Source organism: Paraliomyxa miuraensis (assembly GCF_026337845.1).
GTDB lineage: Bacteria > Myxococcota_A > Polyangia > Nannocystales > Nannocystaceae > Paraliomyxa > Paraliomyxa miuraensis.
The window spans coordinates 275,378-297,704 of record NZ_JAOVZF010000151.1; the positions used below are offsets into that span (position 1 = coordinate 275,378).

19 protein-coding genes are annotated in these 22,327 nt (G+C 70.7%); 11 read left to right on the plus strand and 8 right to left on the minus strand.

What is annotated here, in order from left to right:
• Positions 1–77 precede the first annotated feature (77 nt).
• The gene (locus OEB96_RS19150) at positions 78–1,262 is read left to right on the plus strand and encodes a hypothetical protein (protein ID WP_266217652.1); all 1,185 of its coding nucleotides are present in this window, start codon (positions 78–80) and stop codon (positions 1,260–1,262) included.
• Here OEB96_RS19150 and OEB96_RS19155 read toward each other — a convergent pair.
• Complete coding sequence (locus OEB96_RS19155; RefSeq protein WP_266217653.1) at positions 1,168–2,850, minus strand: acyl-CoA dehydrogenase family protein; 1,683 nt, start codon at positions 2,848–2,850, stop codon at positions 1,168–1,170. The two genes, OEB96_RS19150 and OEB96_RS19155, sit on opposite strands and share 95 nt — an antisense overlap.
• A gap of 267 nt (positions 2,851–3,117) precedes the next feature.
• Between OEB96_RS19155 and OEB96_RS19160 the strand changes: the two genes are divergently transcribed.
• From OEB96_RS19160 to OEB96_RS19175, 4 genes are all read left to right on the plus strand, one after another.
• The gene (locus tag OEB96_RS19160) at positions 3,118–4,218 is read left to right on the plus strand and encodes an RNA polymerase sigma factor (RefSeq protein ID WP_266217655.1); all 1,101 of its coding nucleotides are present in this window, start codon (positions 3,118–3,120) and stop codon (positions 4,216–4,218) included.
• Between the two features lie 115 nt (positions 4,219–4,333).
• A complete protein-coding gene (locus OEB96_RS19165) occupies positions 4,334–4,600 on the plus strand; it encodes a hypothetical protein (protein ID WP_266217656.1) in 267 nt (88 codons plus the stop codon).
• Positions 4,601–4,728: 128 nt separating this feature from the next.
• Positions 4,729–5,967 (plus strand): glycosyltransferase family 4 protein, encoded by a 1,239-nt coding sequence (locus OEB96_RS19170; RefSeq protein ID WP_266217658.1) that lies wholly within the window; start codon positions 4,729–4,731, stop codon positions 5,965–5,967.
• A 68-nt stretch (positions 5,968–6,035) separates the two neighbouring features.
• Positions 6,036–6,470 carry a CoA-binding protein gene (locus OEB96_RS19175; RefSeq protein WP_266217659.1) on the plus strand — a complete coding sequence of 145 codons (435 nt, stop codon included), beginning with the start codon at positions 6,036–6,038 and terminating at the stop codon, positions 6,468–6,470.
• 288 nt (positions 6,471–6,758) lie between these two features.
• On the opposite strand, the gene OEB96_RS19180 is transcribed toward OEB96_RS19175, so the two are convergent.
• From OEB96_RS19180 to OEB96_RS19205, 6 genes are all read right to left on the minus strand, one after another.
• On the minus strand, positions 6,759–7,373 hold the full coding sequence (locus tag OEB96_RS19180) for a histidine phosphatase family protein (RefSeq protein ID WP_266217661.1): 615 nt from the start codon (positions 7,371–7,373) through the stop codon (positions 6,759–6,761).
• Positions 7,374–7,448: 75 nt separating this feature from the next.
• Positions 7,449–8,357: a tetratricopeptide repeat protein gene (locus OEB96_RS19185; RefSeq protein WP_266217662.1), complete on the minus strand. Its 909-nt coding sequence runs from the start codon at positions 8,355–8,357 to the stop codon at positions 7,449–7,451.
• Between the two features lie 63 nt (positions 8,358–8,420).
• Positions 8,421–9,542 (minus strand): penicillin-insensitive murein endopeptidase, encoded by a 1,122-nt coding sequence (locus OEB96_RS19190; protein WP_266217664.1) that lies wholly within the window; start codon positions 9,540–9,542, stop codon positions 8,421–8,423.
• A gap of 41 nt (positions 9,543–9,583) precedes the next feature.
• Positions 9,584–9,985 carry a hypothetical protein gene (locus OEB96_RS19195; protein ID WP_266217666.1) on the minus strand — a complete coding sequence of 134 codons (402 nt, stop codon included), beginning with the start codon at positions 9,983–9,985 and terminating at the stop codon, positions 9,584–9,586.
• Between the two features lie 143 nt (positions 9,986–10,128).
• The gene (locus tag OEB96_RS19200) at positions 10,129–11,940 is read right to left on the minus strand and encodes a lysyl oxidase family protein (RefSeq protein WP_266217668.1); all 1,812 of its coding nucleotides are present in this window, start codon (positions 11,938–11,940) and stop codon (positions 10,129–10,131) included.
• A 149-nt stretch (positions 11,941–12,089) separates the two neighbouring features.
• Positions 12,090–13,256 carry a saccharopine dehydrogenase family protein gene (locus tag OEB96_RS19205; RefSeq protein WP_266217669.1) on the minus strand — a complete coding sequence of 389 codons (1,167 nt, stop codon included), beginning with the start codon at positions 13,254–13,256 and terminating at the stop codon, positions 12,090–12,092.
• 128 nt (positions 13,257–13,384) lie between these two features.
• Between OEB96_RS19205 and OEB96_RS19210 the strand changes: the two genes are divergently transcribed.
• The 5 genes from OEB96_RS19210 (at position 13,385) to OEB96_RS19230 (ending at position 18,628) form a co-directional block, all read left to right on the plus strand.
• Positions 13,385–14,263, plus strand: a complete 879-nt coding sequence (locus tag OEB96_RS19210) for an ion channel (RefSeq protein ID WP_266217671.1) — start codon at positions 13,385–13,387, stop codon at positions 14,261–14,263.
• A gap of 464 nt (positions 14,264–14,727) precedes the next feature.
• A complete protein-coding gene (locus OEB96_RS19215; RefSeq protein WP_266217673.1) occupies positions 14,728–16,032 on the plus strand; it encodes a sigma-70 family RNA polymerase sigma factor in 1,305 nt (434 codons plus the stop codon).
• A gap of 137 nt (positions 16,033–16,169) precedes the next feature.
• Entirely contained in the window at positions 16,170–16,649 is a 480-nt protein-coding gene (gene tadA / locus OEB96_RS19220) for a tRNA adenosine(34) deaminase TadA (RefSeq protein WP_266217674.1), read from the plus strand.
• A 5-nt stretch (positions 16,650–16,654) separates the two neighbouring features.
• Entirely contained in the window at positions 16,655–17,635 is a 981-nt protein-coding gene (locus tag OEB96_RS19225; RefSeq protein WP_266217676.1) for a hypothetical protein, read from the plus strand.
• Positions 17,636–17,842: 207 nt separating this feature from the next.
• The gene (locus OEB96_RS19230) at positions 17,843–18,628 is read left to right on the plus strand and encodes a hypothetical protein (RefSeq protein WP_266217678.1); all 786 of its coding nucleotides are present in this window, start codon (positions 17,843–17,845) and stop codon (positions 18,626–18,628) included.
• Positions 18,629–19,216: 588 nt separating this feature from the next.
• Here OEB96_RS19230 and OEB96_RS19235 read toward each other — a convergent pair.
• Positions 19,217–19,939, minus strand: a complete 723-nt coding sequence (locus OEB96_RS19235; protein WP_266217679.1) for a superoxide dismutase — start codon at positions 19,937–19,939, stop codon at positions 19,217–19,219.
• Between the two features lie 224 nt (positions 19,940–20,163).
• Between OEB96_RS19235 and OEB96_RS19240 the strand changes: the two genes are divergently transcribed.
• On the plus strand, positions 20,164–22,170 hold the full coding sequence (locus OEB96_RS19240) for an EF-hand domain-containing protein (RefSeq protein ID WP_266217681.1): 2,007 nt from the start codon (positions 20,164–20,166) through the stop codon (positions 22,168–22,170).
• Positions 22,171–22,327: the final 157 nt, after the last annotated feature.

Genomic DNA, 22,327 nt, shown 5'->3' on the forward strand with positions numbered 1-22,327 from the left:
CTCCGAGATCGGCCATGAGCGCGACCACGATCATAGCCTTCCCTCCGGCGCATGGTCTTCTGATAGCCTCCCGCTCCATGGTCACCGCTGGATTGCTCACCCTGCTGCCCGTGCTCGCGTTCGGAGGGATCCCGGGCACGGAGGCCACCGATCGGTTCGAGCCCCGTCTACAGCGCGACCTGGTGGGCTTCGAGGACTTCGACTTCGACTCGGGATGGTTCCCGATGGACTCGCCGGTGCAGCTGCGGTTCTACGCGCACGCGGCCGACTCGATCGAGATCGAGATGCTCGGCAGCGGGATCTACGACTGGGGCGCCGAGACGATCGCGTTCGAGGGTGAACTCATGGCCGGCACGTTCGCGATCGACGTGGGCCTGCAGCTCCAGGCCAGCGTGCGCTTCGACCTCGGAGCCGGCCTCCAGTGGGAGTCGGACATCCTCGGCCCCTACGACTACGCCATCATCTCCGACGCGCTCTACACCCCGTACCTGCTGCCCGGCAATCCCGAGCGCCCGGTGGTGATCGACGACCAGACCGACGGGATCACCGTGGCCTCGGTGCCGATCGTGCCCGACATCATCATCGCCTCGGGCAACCTCGACATCGACGTGGCCGCCGACATCACCGCGAGCCTCGAGGGCGTGCGGATCGAGGCGACCACCGAGGGCGACGGAGCCATCGTCGACGCCGAGTGGGTGCCGTCCCCGCTGACTGCGCCGCCCGGAGCCGATCCGCTGATGGTCGAGGGCGTGATGGTGGCCGACATGCAGACCGCTCCGGTGCTCATCGTACGGCCACACCTGGTGATGTCGATCCTCGGGGTCGACTACGAGATCGTGGGGATCGACATCCCGATCGCGCTGCCCGAGATCGACGAGCGGCTGGTGTTCGACCCCGAGCCGATGGTGTTCGATGCACCCGAGCCTCCCGCCGACGACGACGGTGGCCTCGACGAGTCGGGCACGGGATGGGCCACGGGCGTATGGGACTCCGAGAGCGACGGCGCGACCGAGGGCACCGGCAGCGGTACCGAGACCGAGGGTGGCGGGTCCGGGGGGGTCGACGGGCTGGGGGATGGCTGCGGCTGCCGCAGCGGCTCGCCGCGCGGTGGCATGGCGGTGATGCCGATGCTGCTGGCGCTCGGAGGGATCCGTCGCCGCGCGCGGCTCACCCCGGCACGACCGGCGCCGCGCGCTCGATCAACAGATCCACGTCGACCCCGGGCGGCAGCGCCCCGTAGGCCCGCGCCCCCGCTCCGCTGATCCGCGCCGCGATGAACGCCTCCGCCACGACCGGTGGCGCGTGGGCCATCAGCAGCGAGGCCTGGAACGCCAGCGCGAGGTTCTGGCACAGCTGCCGCGCGCGCAGCTCGAGGTTGTCGCGGTCCGACAACAGCGAGCCCGCGTCCGCGACCAGGTCGGCCACCCGCGGCTCGGCCTCGCATGCCGGCCGCAGCTGCTCGAACAACACCTGCAGACACTCGGGATCGCGCTGGATCGCCCGCAGCACGTCCAGGCAGATCACGTTGCCCGAGCCCTCCCAGATGCTGTTGAGCGGCGCCTCGCGGTAGAGCCGCGGCATCATCGACTCCTCCACGTAGCCGGCTCCACCCAGGCACTCGAGCGCCTCGTAGACGTGCCCGGCGGCGCGCTTGTTGGTCCAGTACTTGGTGAACGCAGTGGCCAGTCGGGACAGGCGCGCGGCGTCGGGATCGTGCTCGGCCTCGTCGAAGCTCCGCGCCACTCGCATCACCATCGCCACCCCGGCCTCGACCTCGAGCGCGAGATCGGCGAGCACCGCCTTCATCAGCGGCTGCTCCGACAGCACGCGCCCGAACGCACGGCGGTGGCGAGTGTGGTGGATGGCCTGGGTCAGCGCCTGACGCATCAGCGCCACCGGGGCCACCGCGGCATCGAGGCGGGTGTGGTGCACCATCTCGATGATCGTCCGCACCCCGCGGCCCTCGGGGCCCACCATCACCGCCCAGGTGTCGTCGTACTCGATCTCGCTCGAGGCATTGGCCTTGTTGCCCAGCTTGTCCTTGAGCCGCTGGATGAAGAAGCGATTGCGGGTGCCATCGGGGCACCAGCGCGGCACCAGGAAGCACGACAGCTCGCGCCTGGCCGCGTCCCCGGTGTGGGCCAGGGTCAAGAAGGCATCGCACATGGGAGCGGAGCAGAACCACTTGTGCCCGCGCAGGCGGTACGCCTGCCCCGGTCCGCCTGCGTCGATCGCCGTCGCCCGGGTCTCGTTGGCGCGCACGTCCGAGCCGCCTTGCTTCTCGGTCATGGCCATGCCGATCGTCACACCACCCTTCTCCGTGGCCGGGATGCAGCGCGCGTCGTAGACCCCATCGAGCAGCCTGGGCAGCCACTGCTCCGCCACGTCGGGCTGGTGACGCAGCGCGGGCACGGCCGCATAGGTCATCACCAGCGGGCACAGCACCCCCGACTCGGCCTGGCCCAGCAGGTACACCATGGCCGCGTGCGTCACGTGGGCTCCCGCGCGCGGCTCGGCCCAGGGCAGGCTGGGGAGCCGATACTCCATGCCCAGCCCCATGAGCTCGTGATAGGCGGGGTGGAACTGCACCTCGTCGATCCGCTGGCCGTAGCGATCGAAGGTTCGCAGGCGCGGCAAGTGCTCGTTGGCCAGGAACCCGGCCTCGACGTAGCGGGCGCTGCCGGCCGCCTGCCCCAGGCGCTGCAGCTTCGGCATGGCCCACTCGGCTCCCTCTCGCGACACCGCCTCGCGCAGCGCGGCATCGCCCTCGAAGACGTCGTAGTCGAGCAGCGGTGGCGGCTGGTTGGAGACGCGGTGCGTGGGCAGTTCGACGAGCGGTGCGCGGGCCATGGGTGGGGCGGCAACCATACATCGCCCCCTCCGCCGTCCGGACGGGCCCGGCGGACCCCGCTTCGGATCCCACGCTCGTGCGCCCTTTGCGCTGGGAGCGGGGAACACCCAGGGGCGCCCACGCGTGAGAAGATCACCGCCCCGGCCCGAGCGTTGGGGATGCGGCTCCGGCCGTCGCGCTCGATGAAACCCGGCCGCTGCGCTCCGCCACCAAGTTCCTTCGGAGCCTTGCACGGAAACCGGCCCTCCCGGCCAAGGACACCCTCGATGGCGGACGGATCGCCGCATAGCCTGCCCAACCTCGATCAGGGACTCGACCTCCGGCCCGCATTTGGCGCGCTCTACCGCGAGCATGCCGGCATGGTGCGCCGGGCGCTGCGGCAGCTCGGGGTGGCCCCCGCCAACCTCGACGACGCGGTGCAGGACGTGTTCGTGGTGCTGCATCGTCGCATCGACGACTTCCAGCGCGAGCGCAGCCTCAAGAACTGGCTGTGGGGCATCGCGCGAGGGGTCGCCTCCGGATATCGCCGCAGCGCCCAGCGTCGCGACCGTCTGCACGCGGCCCTGCCCGCGCCCGAGGGCCCGAGCCTGCCCGAGCGCGGCGTGGCTCGACGCGAGGCCGCGACGATCCTCGACGAGTTCCTCGGCTCGCTCGACGCCGACAAGTGTGCGGTGTTCGTGCTCTCGGAGCTCGAAGGCCGTCGCGGTCCCGAGATCGCGGCTGCGCTCGACGTCAACCTCAACACCGTCTACGCCCGGCTGCGAGCCGCCCGACAGCGCTTCGACGACGCGATGCTTCGCCATCGCGAGCAGCAGCAGCGTCCGCTGTTCGCGGGGTGGCTGGCCTGGGCCTGGCCCGCGTGGCTCGGCAAGCCGGCGGCCGCGGCCGGCGTGGCCATGGTTGCCGCGATGGCGGTGAGCCCCACCGTACTGCCGGGTCCTGCGGCCGCGGCCGATCGCACGAGCACGGGTGAGGCGCTCGCGGTGAGCACCGGGCCCGAGCTCGCCGACGATCCCGTGGTCGCGGCTCGCTGGCCTCGCTCGGTCGTGCCCGCGGCCGTGCCGGCGAGCGAGGGCGAGCTCGAGCTCGTCCTCGAGCTCGACGACGACGAGCTCGAGCTGCTGCCCGACGCACCCGAAGCGGCCCCTCGCGTACGGCCGCGCGGGCTCTCGACGCCCGCTTCGCCCATCGAGACCGTGGCGACCGTGGCGGTCGACGAGCTGCTGCCCGAGACCGTCGAGGGTCCTCCCGCGCGCGCGCCGTGGACGAGCACCGTGTACGGCCAGCCCGAGGTTCGCCACCCCACGATGCTCGATCTGCGCGAGGACTTCATCGCCGAGCTCCTGCGCGTGGCCGCCCGGATCTGAGGAATCGACCGTCGCGTTCACGGACCCGACCGGAGCCGGCCAAGGACCAAGATGCAAGCCGAGGCCATGACGGCGAGTGTGTCGCCGCCAGCTCCGCTCGGCTGGGAGACATCCGATGAGCACCCTGACCCTGTTGCTGACCCTCGCCCTCGCCCCCCAGCCCGCGGCCGCGGACGACCCCGCCGATGCCGACGCCGCTGCCTACAAGGGCAATGATGGCGACGTGAGCGTGTACGAGTTCGCCGACGACAAGCTCACCGGCGATCACCTGTCCCCCGACGGCAAGCTGATCCAGTGGCGTCGCCCGGCTCGCCACCCGAGCCTCATCCACCTGCGTGGTCACTTCAACGCCGAGCTGGTGAAGCTGGCGCTCGACCTCTAGCGCTGCGGCGCCCCCGGGCCACCCCACCAACGTCGGCGCGCGACGAGCCCCATGGCGAGCTCGTCGCGCGCTCGATCGTTTGGGCCGTGGCTTTGCGGTAGGCTCGGGCCGCCGACGGGCCTCGCATCGTGAAGATCCTCTACGTCTCGCAGTACTTCCCGCCCGAGATGGGAGCCCCCGCCGCGCGGGTGTCGGAGCTGTCCCGCGCGTGGACCGAAGCAGGGCACGAGGTCTGCGTGCTCACCGGCTTCCCCAACCACCCCACCGGAGTGGTGCCGCCGCAGTATCGCGGCAAGATCCGTGAGCGCGAGCGCTGGGGCGACGTGGAGGTGCTGCGCACGTGGATCCACGCCGCCGCCAACCGTGGCATCGCCCGCCGCTCGCTGGCGTTCCTCTCGTTTGCGTCCTCGTCGGTCGTGCTGGGGGCCCTCGATCGCAGCGTGCGTGGGGCCGACGTGGTCGTTGCCACCTCGCCGCAGTTCCTGTGTGCGGTCAGCGGCTGGGTGCTCAGCCGGATCCTCCGCGTGCCCTACGTGCTCGAGGTGCGCGACCTGTGGCCCGCCAGCATCGTGGAGGTCGGGGTCCTTCCGCCTCGTCATCCGGTCATCCTCACGCTCGAGCAGGTCGAGCAGTTCCTCTACCGCCAGGCTGCGCTGCTGGTCAGCGTGACCGACTCGTTTTGCGACGTGTGGAAGCAGCAGGGCATCGATCCCGACAAGATGCGCGTGATCAAGAACGGCGTCGACCTCGAGCTGTTCTCCCCGCGCCCCATCGACGAGGCGCAGAAGTCCGCGCTGGGCCTGCATGGCAAGTTCGTGGTCTCGTACATCGGTACCCACGGCATGGCCCAGCGGCTCGACACCTTGCTCGATGCGGCCCAGCGGCTGCAGGACGATCCCGAGATCCACGTGCTGCTCGTGGGCGAGGGGGCCGAGCGCGAGCGGCTGGTCGCCAGGGTCGAGGCGCAGGGCCTGCGCAACGTGACCATGCTGGGGCAGCAGCCCCGCGAGGCGATCCCGGCCTTGGTCGCAGCGTCGGATCTCGTGGCCGTGATCCTGCGGCGCACGGAGCTGTTCGAGAAGGTGCTCCCCTCCAAGATGTTCGAGATCATGGGCAGCGGTCGGCCCATGGTGCTGGGCGTGCGGGGCGAGGCCGAGCGGCTGCTTCGCGATGCCGGGGCCGGGTGGGCGGTGACGCCCGAGGATCCCGATGCGCTCGCCGAGGCCATCCGGCGCGCCAAGGCCGATCCCGAGGAGTGCCGCCGTCGAGGGGCCGCCGGGCGGGCCTTCGTGTGCGAGCACTACGATCGCGATCGGCTCGCCCGACGCTACCTCGAGGAGCTGCAGACCGTGGTCGAGTCCCGCTGAGCGGGCCAGCGGAGCCGAGCCGAGGGCACCACTGGTGGAAAGCAGCCGGTCGCCGTAGCCTGCCGGAAATGGACGACGCCGCGCTCGCCCGGATCTTCGACGCCACGCGCACCATCGCCGTGCTCGGCATCCACGACGATCCGAGCAAGGCCGCGTCGTACGTTCCGCAGTACCTGCACCGCGTGGGCTATCGGATCCTCGGGGTCAATCCCAAGCTCGCGGGGCAGCGGATCCTCGGCGAGCCGGTGGTGGCCACGCTGGCGGAGCTGTCCGAGGCGGTCGACATGGTCGACGTGTTTCGGCGCTCCGAGCTGCTGCCCGAGCACCTCCCCGAGCTGCTGGCAATGCAGCCGCGGCCCGCGGTGGTGTGGATGCAGCTCGGCGTTCGCCACGATGCCGTGGCCGAGCGGCTGCGGGCGGTGGGAATCGAGGTCGTGTCCGACCGCTGCACCCTCGCCGATCACCGGCGCTTGGGTCTGCCGGGGCCAGGGGCGGGTGCCTGATGTGCATCGCGCCGACGCGACCACGTCGATGGAGCGGCGGTCGGGTCGGCGCGAGGCAGTGAAGTGACGATGAAGGCGATCGAGGCTCAGCGGGTGGCGATGCGATCGTCGCTGCCATCCCAGCGCCAGGCCGTGCCCAGCAGCGAGTCGTCGATGACCTCGTGTCGCAGGCGGCTCGGCACGGGGCGTCCGAGCAACCGAAGCGACACACGGGGGGGACGCGTGCAGTCGTTGGCTCTCATGATTGGGGGGGTGCCGGGAGCGTAGGGCACGAAGGGGCTCGGTGCACTAACGACTGGGCACTCGCGAGGTGAGGGACGCCTCACGTCGTAGATCGTCGAGCAGCACGTGCCATGTTTCCCCTGACACGTCGCGTCGCGTGGCTTCGCAATTGCCGGGATGCCACTGATCGACGCGATCGCGGGGAAGATGATCGATGGCCGCCAGCACGGCGCGGATGAGTGCACCGTGGGCGACCACCAGGGTGTCCCGTTGCGCATCTGCGATCGTGCTCAGCCACCCCACGGCCCGTAGCGCCACGTCGAGCAGGCTCTCGCCGCGGGGCGGGCGTTCGATCCACGAGGCCAGGCAGCGGCGTCGCTCGGGATCGGCGACGATCGATGCCGTCGATCGTCGCTGCCATGCACCGCAATCCCGCTCACGCAATCGCGGGCTGACGATGAGGGGAATCGAGTGCTCGGCCAGCAAGAGCCGTGCCGTGTGGTGGGCACGACGGAGATCGGAGCAGACGGCTCGCGTGGGCAGCGGTTCGACCAGCTCGCGGCGCGCAGCCACCGCCTGCTCCGCACCGAGGGTCGTCAACGGAGTATCGAGGTGGCCAGCGAGCCAGCCCTCGACGTTGGCCACGCTCTGCCCGTGCCGAATGAAGGTCCACGTCGGCATGGCCGAACTCTTGCCTCCATGCGGTGTCCGGCGCAACCCGGCAATCCAACGCGTGCCGGCCTTCCACCACCCGCTTCAGTAGGCGATGGCGTGACGCAGATCCTCGGGGCGGCGGAACAGCACCGTGACCTCGTCATCGCGCTCCGGGGCCCGGCTCGGCCGATCCTGGGCGCGGCGAGCCTTCAGCCGCACCGTGGGTGCATCGCCCTCGTGGCTCAGGCCCGCGCGGCTGCGGAGGCGATCGACGAGCGAGGGCTTGGTCGTGACGACGGGCCTCACGGGCCTCGCCGGACGCTCGGGCACGCGTGCCACTCGGGTCACCATGTCGACGTCGATCTCCTCGATCGCGCGTCGCGGCACGGCCCGCGCCACCGTCTGGTCGTTGTCGTCGACTCGCGGCGTGGCGCGGCGCGGCGCGGGCTGGCGCCGCTCGGGAAGGCGGCGCGGCGCCTTCGTGCGCATCGGTGCCGTGGGAGCGGCCCGAACCGCTGCGGGCGCGGCCTCGACGATGGGCACGGCCTCGACGATGGGCGCGGCCACGACGATGGGCTCGTCCCAGCTCGCCGCAAAGCGCAGCAGACCCGCCGCATCCTCGGTCCGACCGGTGCTCATGTAGTGCTCGGCCAGGCTCTCGATCCGCATCAGCGCTTGCTCGGTCCGACCCAGCGAGCGCTCCACCATCGCCACGTCGACGTGGAGCTCGAGCCGGTGGGGATCGAGCTGCAGCGCGCGTCCGAGGAGGTCGAGCGCGAGGTCGAGCTCGCGGCGGGCGACACAGTCCCGGGCCGTCGCGACCAGCCCTTCGGCAGCGTCCGAGCGCCGACCTCGCGCGACCAACGCCTTGACCAGCCCCATCCGTGCCCGCATGTCGCTCGGGTCGATGCCCAATGCCGCGCGAAAGGCGCCAATGGCCTCGGCGTGGCGTCCGGCCGAGAGATGCGCTTGGGCCCGGGCCAGGGGTCGATCGGTGGGTCGGGGCATCATGATCGTTCGACACCGGTCTCCACGGGTCTTTCCGCACATAGGAGAGAAAAATCTCACCTGTACCTACCGGCACCAGCGGCGGCCGGGATGCGGCTGCTTGGCCCACGCGGCGCGGCGGTCGAGGAACTCCACCACGTCCTCGTGCATGGGCCCCGCCTCGGCGCGGGCCTGCGCGAGGGTCTTGAGCTTGGGCTTGGACTTGGGCTTGGCGTCTTCGTCACCCGAGCGCCTGGAGATCACCGGCTTCACCCCCGCGGCCGCCAGCGCTTGCTTGCGCCATGGATAGAGCGGCTGCGTGTCCTCGCATCCGGCGGCCACGTCCTCGGGGCTGCAGAACACCCGAATGTGCATGTGGTCGTCGTGCGGGAAGCGAGGCTGGCAGGTGACCTCGGCGAACCGCTCCACGATGTCCTGCGGTGCTCCGACCCGGCGGGCTTCGTCGAGCAGTGCGCTGCGGACGTGCTCCACCACGAAGATCCGCTGCACGGCCGCCGCCTCGTCGGCCAGCAGCGCGGCCACGAAGCTCCACGTGCGCTCCGCGTCGAGCCGTACGGGGACGTCGTCGGTGGGATCGGCGAGATCGACGTAGTCCGTACCTCGGCCGTCGGGATCGAGCGGGATCGCCTTGGACGGCACGAACGGAGCCCCTTCGGCGTCGTCGTGACGCAGATGGAACAGCACGTCGACGTCGCGTCCCGTGCGGTGCGATGCATGCCCGGAGATCTCCCCGCCTCCTTCGCGTGCCAGATCTCCCACCGTCAACGGAGCTCCCGGTGACGCACGCTCCACCGTGCCGGCAGCGCGTACGAGCCCCGCGACCAGCTCGACCGTGCCGTAGCGCGAGCCGGGATCCTTGCTGGGGTTGAACAGCAACCCCGGGGCCTGCAACGGCAACGCCACGCCACCCTCGAGGCGCCCGCTGGTGGGGTGACCGATCGAGGTCGAGGTCGAGGCCGGCAGCGAGAGCACCTCCGGCTCGCTCGGAGGCTCGGGCTCGGGCTCGGGGATGACTTCGGCCGCGGCTCCGTTCGCCTCCCCCGGATCCTCGTGCGCGGCGGGATCGGAGGGCACCGGGCGCCGATCCACTTCGACCGAGGAGGACGCCGGAGCACGTGGCGAGTCGGTGCTCGATGGGTTGCAGCTTGCTCCCACGCACACGAGCCACGAGCCGAGCCACGGACGCATGACCCCGAGGCTGTCGCGTCCGGCCGGGCCACGCAAGCCGCTCAGTCCGGGGGAATCGGATCCGTCGAGCCCGCATCCGAGCCCGAGCCCGCATCCGTCGTCGCCGTGCCCGAGTCGCCCGTGCTTGGCGCCGGGTGAGCGCAAATTCCCAGCTCCGCCAGACACACCATGGCGGAGGGGCACGTGCCTCCCGTCGAGCAGTCCAGCACACAGACCGGGAACGACTCGAGCAACGTGGTCGAGCAGCGCGCGGGGGCGGTACCACCCGCGGGTACGGGCCAGCAGTCGCAGTCGACGGCGCATCCCCACGTGCACACGCCATACGCCCCCTCTTCGTGGATGCACTGGCCATCGCCGCAAGCACCGGGGCACGGGTCGTAGCCCGCGTCTCGCAGCGGCGTCGACGCACACGCATCGCCGATCGCCGTCGTGTCCGTCGCCATCGCGGTCGTATCGCCAGCTTCGGTCGTGGCCGCGGTCGCGGTTCCCGACGACGCGCCTCCTTCTGCTGGAGCCGTCGCCGGATTCCCGCATGCACCTCCGCATGCGCCAAGGCCGAGCACGAGCCAGAGCCTTCGCACCGCGGTCACATCCCCGTGATCGTCACCGGGACCTCGAGCACGTTGTTGTCGTAGTCGCGCTCGATCAGCGGGGCCACGGCCGCCTCGGGGAGCGGCTGGTTCACCGATACCCGCAGCACGTAGTCGCCCGGTGGCACGTCCGTGATGTCGACGTACTGGCAGTCGAGATAGCTGCCGTAGACGTCCTCCCAGCCCAGGCTGATGCCCTGGTTGCTGCACGTGTAGTCCCCGCCGAAGTCGTTCCAGGCCCAGGGCGACCAGTCGAGCAGGCAGAACGCCTGCTTGTGACCGGTGGCCACCACGTTGCCCATGCCGTCGAGCAGGTCGTAGTACGCGTAGCCGTCGAAGTGGTAGTGCCCGTGGCACTCGCTCCAGTGGAACAGATCGGGGTGGTTGCTGGGCACGCCCAGCGCCAGGTCGCGCGAGCCCGCATTGGGCGTTCGCGTGTCGAAGCGAAGCAACCGCCGCCACCCCGGCTCGGGCACGCAGCCCTCGAGGATCTCGCAGCTGTTGTCGAGGAAGAACTGATCGTCCTCGTACACATCGATCCCTTCCGACTCCACGAACAGATCGGGGGCATCACAGCCCAGCGGACCGTTCATGGTGCCCACCGGCCCGCCCGGCTCGGGGTACGTGATCGATGGCACGGCCTGCGCGCAGCGGTACACCCCCTTGTTGACCGTGCCCCGGGCGCAGCACAGCAGCTCGCCCTCGCACGGTGCATCCGCGTTGGGGTCGCAGATCGCCCCTTCGCCGCCGTCGCACACCCCGACCTGCAGCTGGCCGGTCACGACCACCGAGTCCACCGCGGCCTCGAGCACCCCGGCACCCAGATCGGTGGCCACCAGGCGCAAGCGCGACCCATCCACCATGGGCAGGTTGCACGCCGCGTATTCCACCGGGGTCCACGTGTTGGTACGCCCCCCGCCGTCCTCGGCCAGCTCGAGCTGCTCGAGCACGAACACCTGCTCGCCGCCGGGCACGGCATCGTCGGGGACCAGCAGCTCCACCCGAAACAAGGTGCCGGTCTCGGGAAAGCTCGACTTGTAGAAGAAGCGGCTGAGGGTGACGGTCGCCGCCGCGAAGCCGCCCAGGTCGAACGCGGGCGACGTCAGCGTGGTGCTGCCTCCCGCCACGTCCGCCTCCCAGGGCAGCCCCTGCGGGTTCTGGCCGGTGAACACGCACGACTGGCCGCCCGCGCAGCCGGCCGGCTGCGAGGTCCAGCCGAGGTGAGTCGCAGGCACCGGATTGCCCCGGACCCACGAGCCATCCAGCGCATCCCCCGAGAGCTCCCACCCCAGATCCTCGTCGAATGGATCCTCGAACACCGTCGTGGTGAGCCCATCGGGCGCGGTGTGGAACGTCCAGGCGGGAGTACGGGCGGACTCGAGGCCGGGCTCGTCGGGATCGAACGCCTGGACCTGCCACGCGTAGACCTGGTCGTAGTTGAGAGCGAGCGGCCCGATGCATGGACCGGCATGTCCCTCGTCCCCGAGCTTGCCCTCGGCCAGCTCGATGTCGTCCACGAACACGCGGTAGCGCACCGGGTCGCCGTCGGGATCGTCGACCAGCTCCCAGCACAGCTCGGACTGGATCGGCACGTCGCTGGCTCCGTCGGCCGGGGACACCAGGGTGGGCATGGGAGGCGCCTGGTTCTGCCCCGCCGTGGTGTCGGCCAGGCTCGTGCTTGCCTCCGTGCCCGAGCTCGAGCCCGCCGTCGTCCCGCCTCCACCTCCGCCGTCGGGACAGCCGGTCGAGAGCAGCGCGGCCAGCAGGAGGATCGAAGGCCCGGTGGCTCTCGTGGGTTGTTCGAGCATGATGAAGTCCAATCGCAATGGCCCACGCGATCACGGGCAGCCCCCATCATCCTGGCGATGCGGCCGGGGATCCATCCCCATTCCTTCGTGCGCACCCCCGGAGGCGTCCACCGTGCGAACAAGCCGAGAAAACTCACGTGCCATCCCGGTCAGGCACGGACCGTGAATTCCATCCCCGTCTGGCGAAGACGCTCGATGAGCACCTCGCCCATCGCGGCCGCCGGGGTGAGCACCCCGTGCCGCGCGGGCAGTCGATCGCGATCCTCCGCCAGACAGCGAGCGGCCTCGGCGATCATCTTCGCCGTGTGCCCGTAGCCGGGGTCACCTCCGCGGACCTCGGTGGTCACGCTCGCCTGCCCCTGGCGACCCACGAACGTGACCACGAACCACCCCTTGGCGCGCTGCTCCTCGCTCGGCCCCGAGCCCGACGGTCGCAGCCGCTCCAGTAGATGGCGAGCCGGGGTCTTGGCCAGGGCGAAGACCGTGCCCACCCCGGCCATGAGGGCAGCCAGACGCGGCAACGACTTGGCGGCCATGTAGTGGCCATAGCGCAGCTCGTACTCTCCGATCAGCGCGGTGCTGCGCTCGACCACCAGGGGGTCGATGGTTGGCATCGGTACCACCCAGCGCCCGATGGCCGACTCGAAGTGGATCCGCGGCCGGGACCTGGTACCGCCCGGCCCGTGCGACGGAGCCGAGCGCCCCGAGGACGCGCCGGGGCGTAGCTCGGCCATTGCCTGCAGGGCCGAGGCCAGCGTGCCGCCCGAGAATCCCCCGTGCGCGCGCACGAATCCGTCGATCTCGATGGGCCCCTCGCCGCCGTGCTCGCGCAGCCGATCGACGGTGTAGAGCACCCCGAGGTCGTGCGGGATGCTGTCGAACCCACAGCACGACACCAGGCGCAGGCCCTTGGCCGCGGCCTCGCCGTGGTGGCGATCGATCACGCCCTTCCAGAACGTGGGCTCGCCGGTCAGGTCCACGTAGTCGCAGCCCTCGGCCACGCACGCCGCCACCAGCGGCTCGCCGTGCGAGGCGTAGGGCCCCACCGTCGTCAGCATCACGCGGGTCCGGGCCGCCAGGTCGCGCAGGCTCTCGGAGTCGCTGCTCAGGCCCTGGTAGAGCGGCAGCTCGGCCCATGCGGGGTTCGTCGCGGCCAGGGCTTCGCGGACCCGTCGCAGCTTGCGAACGTCCCGACCGGCGAGCGCCCACGACAGCTGCCCGGGCTCGAGCGTCTGCGCGAGGTACTCGGCGACCAGACCGCCGGTGAAGCCGGTTGCCCCAAAGAGGATGATGTCGTGCCGCGCCGAGGTGTCCATGGTCGGGGGACGCTAGCAGGGCCCGCCGCCAAGCTCCACGGGTCGTGGTCGGCCGTGTCGCCTGGCGGGGTCGCCGGCCTTGCCGGGCTCGATGGCCGCAAGGGGCCGTTTGGGGTCATGCTCCCGCCATGGCGCCGCAGCACCGCCCCAACGACCCGCGGAATGCGGTCCGCGTCGGCCTTCGGCTGAGCCCGCTCACCGATCTCTACTACCACCTCATGCGGGGCTCGTGGCTGCTCCTCATCGGGGTGCTGGGGCTGGCCTATCTCTTCACCAACCTCGTGTTCGCCGGCCTCTACCTGGTGCAGCCCGACGGGATCAACGGAGGCGAGCCCGGCAGCTTCGTCGACGCGTTCGCGTTCAGCGTGCAGACGTTGTCGACGATCGGCTACGGCACGCTCGCCCCGCGCAGCGGAGTCGTGCACACGCTGGTGACCTTCGAGGCGATGACGGGCCTGCTGGGTACCGCGATTGCGACGGGGCTGGTGTTCACCAAGTTCGCCCAGCCGCGTGCCAAGGTGATGTTCTCCAGCAACCTGCTGGTCCAGCGTCGCAATGGTCGCCCCGCGCTCGTGTTTCGGGTGGGCAACGCGCGGGGCAACGAGATCATCGAGGCCTCGCTGCGCGTCTCGGCGCTCGTGCCCGAGGTCACCAGCGAGGGCGAGAGCATGCGACGGCTCGTCGATCTCGTGCTGCTTCGCTCCACGACCCCCATGTTCGCGATGACCTGGACCGTGATCCACGAGATCGACGAGGCCAGCCCGCTCCACGGGCGTGACGAGGCCTCCTACCACGCGGACGGGCTGCGGTTCATCGTGTCGATGACCGGCATCGATGCCACCTTCTCCCAGACGGTGCATGCTCGGCACATCTACGACCCCGATGACGTTCGGTTCGGGGCTCGCTTCGTGGACATCGTCGACAACACCGAGGATGGGCGCTTGCGAATCGACTATCAGCGCTTCCATGAAATCGAAGTGATCGACTCGGTCGACCGGTCCAAGTGAGCGTCGCCGCGCCCGCCTGCCGTCGACCGTAGGGAATCGTCGGGAACTTCGCGACTCGCCACCCGTGAAATGCAGCCGGCCCGTGGGGTGTCCAGGGCGGCCGGATGTTCGTCGAGGCACGCGCAGCGAAGGCTGCGCGCCCGGGCTCGCCGCCTCGGCGCCTTCGGGGCGAAGTCTGGCGCACGCGCGGTGGGCAGTGTTTCTCCGAGCCGGGGGTTGCGGTGCAAACGACCGTCACTACACTGCTTTTGCCGGGACCTACAGGCCCTCTCACGCTCGATCCGTGATTTCGCACCGCCACTCGGGAGGCGATGCGGCCGCCAGCGAAACCACTCCGGGGGCCAGCTCCGTATCTCCTACTGCGGATCGAAGGCTCGGTCCCGTCGCTCCTGTGCCTCGAACGCGTACCTGGGGCAATGAAGGTTGCCACGACGAAGACCGTGGCGACGAGGAAGGCAGACACCATGTCCACCAGCCACGACCATCTTCGCACCTCTCCCGAGGCTTCGCCAGTCTCCCTGGCGCCTCGTCGGGCCGGCGCCAGCGGAGCCTCCGAGGCTTCGGCGGGTGAGCCGTCGCTCAGCGCCTACATGCGCGACGTCTCGCGCTACCCCTTGATGACACCTCGAGAGGAGCGCGAGCGGGCCGAGGAGATCGTCTCGCTGCGTACCGCCTACTGGCGCAACCTCATGGGGTATGCGCCCTACGTCGAGGCCATCGCCGACGTCGCCCGGGTCCAGATCGCCGCCGAGCTGCCGGCCGGTCAGGCCGATCCCGAATTCGAGGTCGCGTGCGCAACGGCTGCCGCCGCGGCCGTTGCGGTTCGGGAGCGCGATCGCAAGGGCACCCGTGATGCACTCGAGGTCGCGGTGCGCTCGCTGGCCGAGCACCTCAGCGCACGCGACCAGGAGTGCCTGCTGGCCGACCGCATCGCAGCCGACGTCGAGCAGCTCGGCTTGGGTCAACCGGCGGCCACGCTGCCGGTCCACCCGCCTCGGCGGGGCAGCCGACCCTACGACCAGTACCTCGCCACCGTCCGAGGCTCCGCGGCTGCGCTACGGGCCGCCCGCAACCAGTTCGCACGAGCCAACCTGCGGCTCGTGGTCCGCATGGCCAACCGCCTGAGGGGCTCGGGACTCTCGCTCACCGATCTCATCCAGGAGGGCAACATCGGCTTGCTCAAGGCGGTCGACCGCTTCGAGCCGGCCCGTGGCTTTCGCTTCTCGACCTACGCGAGCTGGTGGATCCGGCACACGATGCGCCGGGCCATGGTCAACCGTGGGCGCACCGTGCGGGTACCACAACACCTGCACACGCTGGCGCAGAAGCTCAGCAAGACCCGCCGTCGGCTCCGCGGCGAGCTCGGTCGCAACCCGCTCGACGCCGAGCTCGCCGACGCGGTGGGCACCACGGTCGACAAGGTCGAGGCCGCCACCCGGGCCCTGGCCACTCAGCCGATCAGCCTCGATGCTCGGGTTTCCGCCGACGATCCGCGCTCGGTGGCCGACCTGCTGTCCGTGCCCGAGGAGCACACCCCGGGCGAGCGGCTCGACATGCTGCGCGCCGAGGAGCAGATGCGGACGGCGCTCCTCGAGCTCGCGCCCATGGAGCGCGACATCCTGCGCCAGCGCTTCGGCCTCGACGGGCAGGAGCCCCGTACGCTGGCGGAGATCGGCGAGCAGTACTCGCTGTCTCGGGAGCGCATCCGTCAGCTCCAGGTCCTCGCGCTCGAGCACATGCGGCAGCGCATGAACGAGCTCGCGGCCTAGGACCCAGATCTGGCTGGCGAGTGCCGCGGGGGCTCGGGGCGATCCGGATCGCCTCGGGCCCTCGTCACGTTCCGCGTCGGTGGGGGTTTACGAGCGGCGGGCGTTCCGGGGATAACGTCGCCGCGCGGGACGAACGAGTGACGACCGACGACGAGCGCTTCATGGGCTACGCCTTGGCCCGGGCCGAGGCCGCGGCTGCTCGCGGAGACGTTCCCGTGGGGGCGGTGGTCGTGCTCGACGGTGTGGTCGTGGGGGTGGGGGAGAATCGGCGCGAGGCCGAGGCCGATCCCACCGGTCATGCCGAGATCGTCGCGCTCCGCGATGCATGTCGCAGCGCGGGGCGCTGGCGCATCGACGGCGCCACGCTCTACGTCACGCTCGAGCCGTGCCCGATGTGCGCCGGGGCCATCGTCAACGCCCGCGTGGCGCGGTTGGTCTATGGTGCCGACGATCCGAAGGCGGGGGCGGTGCGGAGCCTCTACGAGATCTGCACCGATCCCCGTCTGAACCACCGGGTGGAGCTGTGCCCCGGGGTGCTCGCCGAGTCCGCCGCCGGATTGTTGCGCGAGTTCTTCCGGCGCGCGCGAGCCCGTGCCAAGCTCGAACGAGGCGTCTGATGCCGATGGCCGAGGGAGATTCCAAGGATTCCGAGCTCGAGGCGGAGCTGCACGAGGTGCAGCACATGGTCTCGCGCGAGCGCCTGTCGCTCGACGAGCCCGGGCCCGATCGCACCTGCTTCCTCTCGCACGTGGGGGCCCAGCCCAAGCTGGTGCCGGGCCCGTGGATCGGCCATCGCGATCTGGTCTACGCGATGGCGCTGGCCAACCTCTCGCAGTCGCAGCGCACGAGCCTGGCGCGGGCGGTGCTGGTGGAGCACGGCCGCGAGTTCGGGGTGGGGCGGCTCACCCTCGAGGCGGTGTCGTCGGGCCTGCCGCTGGGGGGGTCGTCGCTGCGCCTGGCCCATCGTCAGGGGGGTGGCCTGCGGTGCCTGCATACGTGGGCGCTCGGGGTGGCGCCGTCGCCCACGCCGTGCGACTGGCTGCTGCTGCGCGCGCAGCCCGAGTGGGCGCTCGATGAGCCAGCGCCTGCGCTGCGGATCAAGGGGCTGCGCACGCTGACCATGCTCGGAGGCACGGTGCTGGTGCTGGTCGACACGGCGGTGGCGGCCCTGCAGATCGCCCGCATCTTGGGCGAGGACGTGCCCGTGCAGGCCCACCCGCGGTTCGCTCCCTACCTCGAGCGCGTCGATCCCGAGGCTCGCGTGCTGCTGTGGCCGCACGATGCGATCGAGGGCCCGGGGTTGCAGCGGCACACGGTCGTCGCGGCGGTGTTGGTGAGCGCGCCCGAGCCCGTGCGGCAGCAGCTCGAGGCGTGGCGACAGCGTCAGGAGAAGAGCGCCGAGCCGCTGCGGGTGTCCGAGGCGGGGTGCCCGGGGCGGGTCGATCGCACGCACCTGGCCGCGTTCTGGGAGGCATGCGGGCGACCGCGGGTGCTCCTGCGTGGCGACTCGGCCTGGTCGGCCGAGGGAGCGGCTTGGCTCCGCGGTGCGCTGGGGGCCACGGTCGAGGTGCAGGGGCGGGCGACGCAGCTCTCGCTCATCTGATTGGGACCTACCTCCCGGCCGGGGTCCCACCCCCACGCCCATGTTCACATCGGGACACGTCGGCCGGGCATTTTCCGCTTGCGATCACCCCGTATCCCCTTTTACTGCCCAGGCGCCTCGGCACTTGGGCCAGGGCGCAGCTTCTCTCCCCCAAACCGGAGGACGGCCTTGCACGCAGGGTGCGGCTCGTCCTCCGAGGAGCGCTGCATGTCGTCGACGTTCGATCCCGATCAGTACACCACCGTTCCCACCCGCAGCCCCGCGAGCACGCTGAGTCTGTCGCGAGCGCTGCTCTCCGCGGCCCCCAAGCGACCCGGCAAGCCGATCGCCAAGCGCCTGGTCAAGCTGCGGGCGGCCGCCGAGCTCCTGCAAGCGGCGTGGGTCGACACCAGCCGGCCCATGCCCACGGTGGAGGACCTGCGGCCCTTCGACATGGTGCTCGATCGCCGCTGGAAGGCGCTGCGATCGCGGCTGGAGGGCTGCTTCCTGCTGGGTGACGAGGATCGCAGTGCGAGGGCCGAGCGGATGATGACCACGCTGTTCCCCACTGGCCTGGACTTCCTCACGCTGCCCTACGCCGAAGAGTGGGCCCAGAGCGAGCGGCGGCTCCTGCTGGTGGAGAGCGAGGCGCTCGAGGAGGAGCTCGAGGGGCTGGTGGGCGAGGGCTACCTGCCCGCGCTGCGGCAGGCCCACGAGGCGTATGGCAGGGCGCTCGGGATCACCGAGCGCAAGGAGGCCGCGCCCGAGGCCGCCCGGGTGCTCGAGCCCCTGCGTGCGCTCAAGGCCGCGATCGTCGGCTACGCCCGTGGCGTGGTGGGGGTCGTGGACGAGGACGACGCGGAAGCGGTGAGGGCGGCGCAGCACCAGCTCGAGCCGATCCTTCGTGCGCGACGCCCCCGAGGACCTGGTGCGAGCGAGTCGGAGGAGCCGGTCGACGCCCCGCTGCCCGAGGCACCCGAAGTGGTCGAGCTGGCCGAGGCGGCGGCTCAGTGACGGCCTGACGCGACATTCGAGGCGAGTGGGTGCGAGGCCCGTCGGGAGATTCCCGGCGGGCCTCGCTGTCTTGGTTGGGTAGGCCCGGAGTGGTTCGGAGGAGCAAGGGCCTTGCTGTTTCGAAGACCCCCGGGTCTCCCGAGGAGCAAGGGCCTTGCTGTTCCGAAGATCTCCGGGTCTCCCGAGGAGCACGGGTCGTGCTGTTTCGAAGACCTCCGGGTCTCCCGAGGAGCACGGGTCGTGCTGTTTCGAAGACCCCGAGGTCTGCCGCGAGCTCTCGCGTACGCTGCGCATGCATCGATGGCGTCGAGCCCATGCCGGGACGGAGTGCGGACGGATGCGCGTACTCATTACCTGGTCTCACTCCGGCCCCAGTCTCACACCCGCGTCGACGCGTGCACCCGCGAGGTCCGTGGGGCTCTCGATATGGGGCTGTCCACGAGCACGGGCCGAACGATCCGCCCGGTGAGCCGCACAGCCACTGGCATCGGCACGAGCCGCTGGTGCACGAGCATCCGCACCTGCCGGACGCGCACCACCGGCACGAGCATTGAGCTACCCGTGGGTCGCGGGGCGGCGGGAAAACGATCAGAATAGCCCGTCGGGCAGTCGCAGCGCCCGCTCGGTTCGGCGATCGATTTCCTCCCAGTGCACGTTGGCGAGGTACGCATCGATGTATCGAGCCGCCGCCGTCCCGTAGTCCATGTGGTAGCTGTGCTCGTACATGTCGAGCACGAGCAGCGGAATCCCCGAGCTCAGCCCCTGCCCGTGATCGACCGCGGTGTACATGCGCGGGGCCCTCTCGTGCAGGTCGTACTCGACGATCGCCCACCCGCTGCCCCCGGCCAGGCTCGCCCCGAGCGCACGAAAGCGACTCTCCCACGCCGCCGCCCCGCCGAAGCGCTCGGCCAGGAGCGCCGTGGTGGCCGAGCCCGACGATCCACCCCCGACCAGACCTCCGAAGTACAGCTCGTGCAGGACCACCGAGTGCTTGAACGCAAGCTCGCCCTGGGCGAGCCCGTGGAGCACGTAGCCAGGAGCATCGTCGGTCGTCTCGGCGAGCCGCTGACGAACGCCGTCGAGCTTTCGAACGGCGCCGAGGTAGTTGTTGTCGTAGTGGGACCGCATCAGCTTCTCCGACAGACCGGCGAGCGTGGTCGGATCGAAGGGCAGTGGCTTGGGTGTGTACTGGAGCATGGGCTCGGCTCCCTGGGCTGGTGTGACCAGCGGCTCGGTTGCAGTCGAAGCCGTCACGCTGCGGCACTGGGGCAGCCATGCCGCGGTCGCAGCGAGCGACGTGGTGCGAATCATCGACCTACGGGTGGTGGGCACGTGGCGCTCCTGGACCATGGACCCTAGCAGGCGTCGAGCGACCTGCACCAGGAAGGACATCCTCGTGTGTGGGCTGCCCGACGGGCATGCTCCGCGCCCGCCCGGTATAATGGCGCCCCCGTGCGCGGCTCGGCGCCCGTGCGGCTCGGCACGAAGGACGAGCAGACGTCGTGCAGCCCCCCCACCGCAGCGTTCCTCCAGCGATGGCCGCCGCGCCGCTCCAGACGATCGTCGGTCGGCTGGCGTCGGCGCAGACCTCGGCTCGCATCGACGGCGCCGCGATCCAGCAGGCCCTCGGCCTGCGCAGCCTGTATCTCGCCGAGCGCCTGCTGGTCGCGCTGGACTTCTCCCGCCGGGGCTTCGGGAACGCACAGGAGTTTGCCGCCGCGGCCGAGGCGGTGATGGCGGGAGGGCTCGAGGCCAAGCTCGGGTTCCTGTTCCGGCTGCACGATCACGACGGTGACGGTCGCCTGTCACGGGAAGAGCTCGAGCGGCTGCTGCACATCAGCCTGGCCGAGAACGACCTCGAGCTGCCCGAAGCGGTGACCACCCGCATGCTCGATGCGATCTGGAGCGGCGGTGATCTCGATGGCAGCGGCACGCTGACGTTCGACGAGTTCACGGCGATGGTGGCCCACCGGCCCGAGCTCCAGGCCCAGCTCGAGCAGTACGGGGTGGCCTTGCTCACCCCGGGCCGGCGCGCACGCGAGGCCACCGCTCCGGTGCGGCCACCGACGCGACGGAGCCAGCCATGGTCGCGCAACACGGTGGTGTTCGTGGCGTTCCTGGTGCTCTACGGGCTGGCCAACGTGGCCCTGTTCGGCGAGGCGGTGTGGCGCTACCGCATGCAGGGGGCCAACGTGTGGGTCCAGATCGCGCGGGGCTGCGGGGCGTGCCTCAATTTCAACGGCGCGCTCGTGCTGGTGCCCATGCTCCGCCACACCCTCTCCTGGGTTCGACGGCAGCGCTGGGGCGTGGTGCTGCCGGTGGACGAGGGCATCGAGATCCATCGCCTCGTGGCCGAGGTGATGTTCGGCCTGGCGCTGGTGCACACCGTGGCCCACGTGACCAACATCTTGGTCTACCTCGACGCGAGCGCGTGGTCGAAGCTGGCCAACGTGACGGGGGTGGCGCTCTTGTGGGTGTTCGTGCTCATGTGGCTGTTCTCGCGCGAGCGGGTGCGTCGCTCGGGGAGCTTCGAGGCGTTCCACTTCAGCCACATGCTCTACTTCGTGTGGTTCGGGCTGATGCTGGTGCACGGGCCCGTGTTCTGGATGTGGGTGCTGCTGCCGGGCGTGGGCTATGCAGTCGAGCGCCTGGTTCGCGAGAGCACCCGCAGCCAGCCCACGACGCTGCTCGAGGCGAGGATCCTGCCCTCGGGAGTCACGAGGCTGGACATCGCGCGTCCGCGAACGTTCGCCTACCAGCCCGGCGACTACGTGTTCATCAAGATCCCGGCGATCTCCCGCCACGAGTGGCACCCGTTCACGCTGACCTCGGCGCCCGAGGACCCGCATCGGCTCAGCGTGCACGTGCGAAGCCTGGGCAACTGGACGGCGGCGGTGCACGAGTACTTCCTGCCGCCCGGGGCCACGGTCCCGCGGGGCACGCGGACGATCCGACGCAAGCGCCAGCTGCCGGCCGACCGTCCGCTCGAGGGGATCCCCGTGTTCGTCGACGGTCCCTACGGCACGCCCAGCTCGAGCATGCTGCAGTGCCGACACGTGGTGATGATCGGGGCCGGGATCGGGGTGACCCCGTTCGCGTCGGTGCTGCAGAGCATCTGGCTGCGCCGGCGGGCGATGGGTGCGACCGAGGCGCTCCAGAAGGTCCACTTCGTGTGGCTCAGCAGCGATCAGCATGCGTTCGAGTGGTTCACCGAGCTGCTGTCGCAGCTCGAGGCCAGCGACCACGCGGGGTTGTTCGACATCCACATCTACCTGACGGGCGCGCGGGCCGACATGGGAGGGGGAACCCTCGACCTGGCGCGGGCGATGCTCTACGACCACACGATGAGCGACGTGGTCACGGGCCTGCGCGCGCGCACGCACTTTGGGCGACCCGACTTCGATGCGCTGCTCACCCGCTTCGAGGCGACGCCGGGGTTGCCCAAGCCCGAGGTGTTCCTGTGCGGCCCGGCGCCGCTGGCCCGCTCGGTGGGCAAGCTCTGCGCGCGGCACGGGCTGGTGTTCCGGCACGAGCGGTTCTGACGGCCGGGAGCCACGGCAGGGAGGGTCGTCCTCGGCGGCTTCGCCTCGTCGTACGCGGGACGGAATGGGCCACCGGGGGCCGCGGGTGCCCGAGCATGGTCCGCCGCTGGTCGGGTGTTTAGGTTCTGGAAGGCGTTCCAGGGCGAGCGTGCGCCCG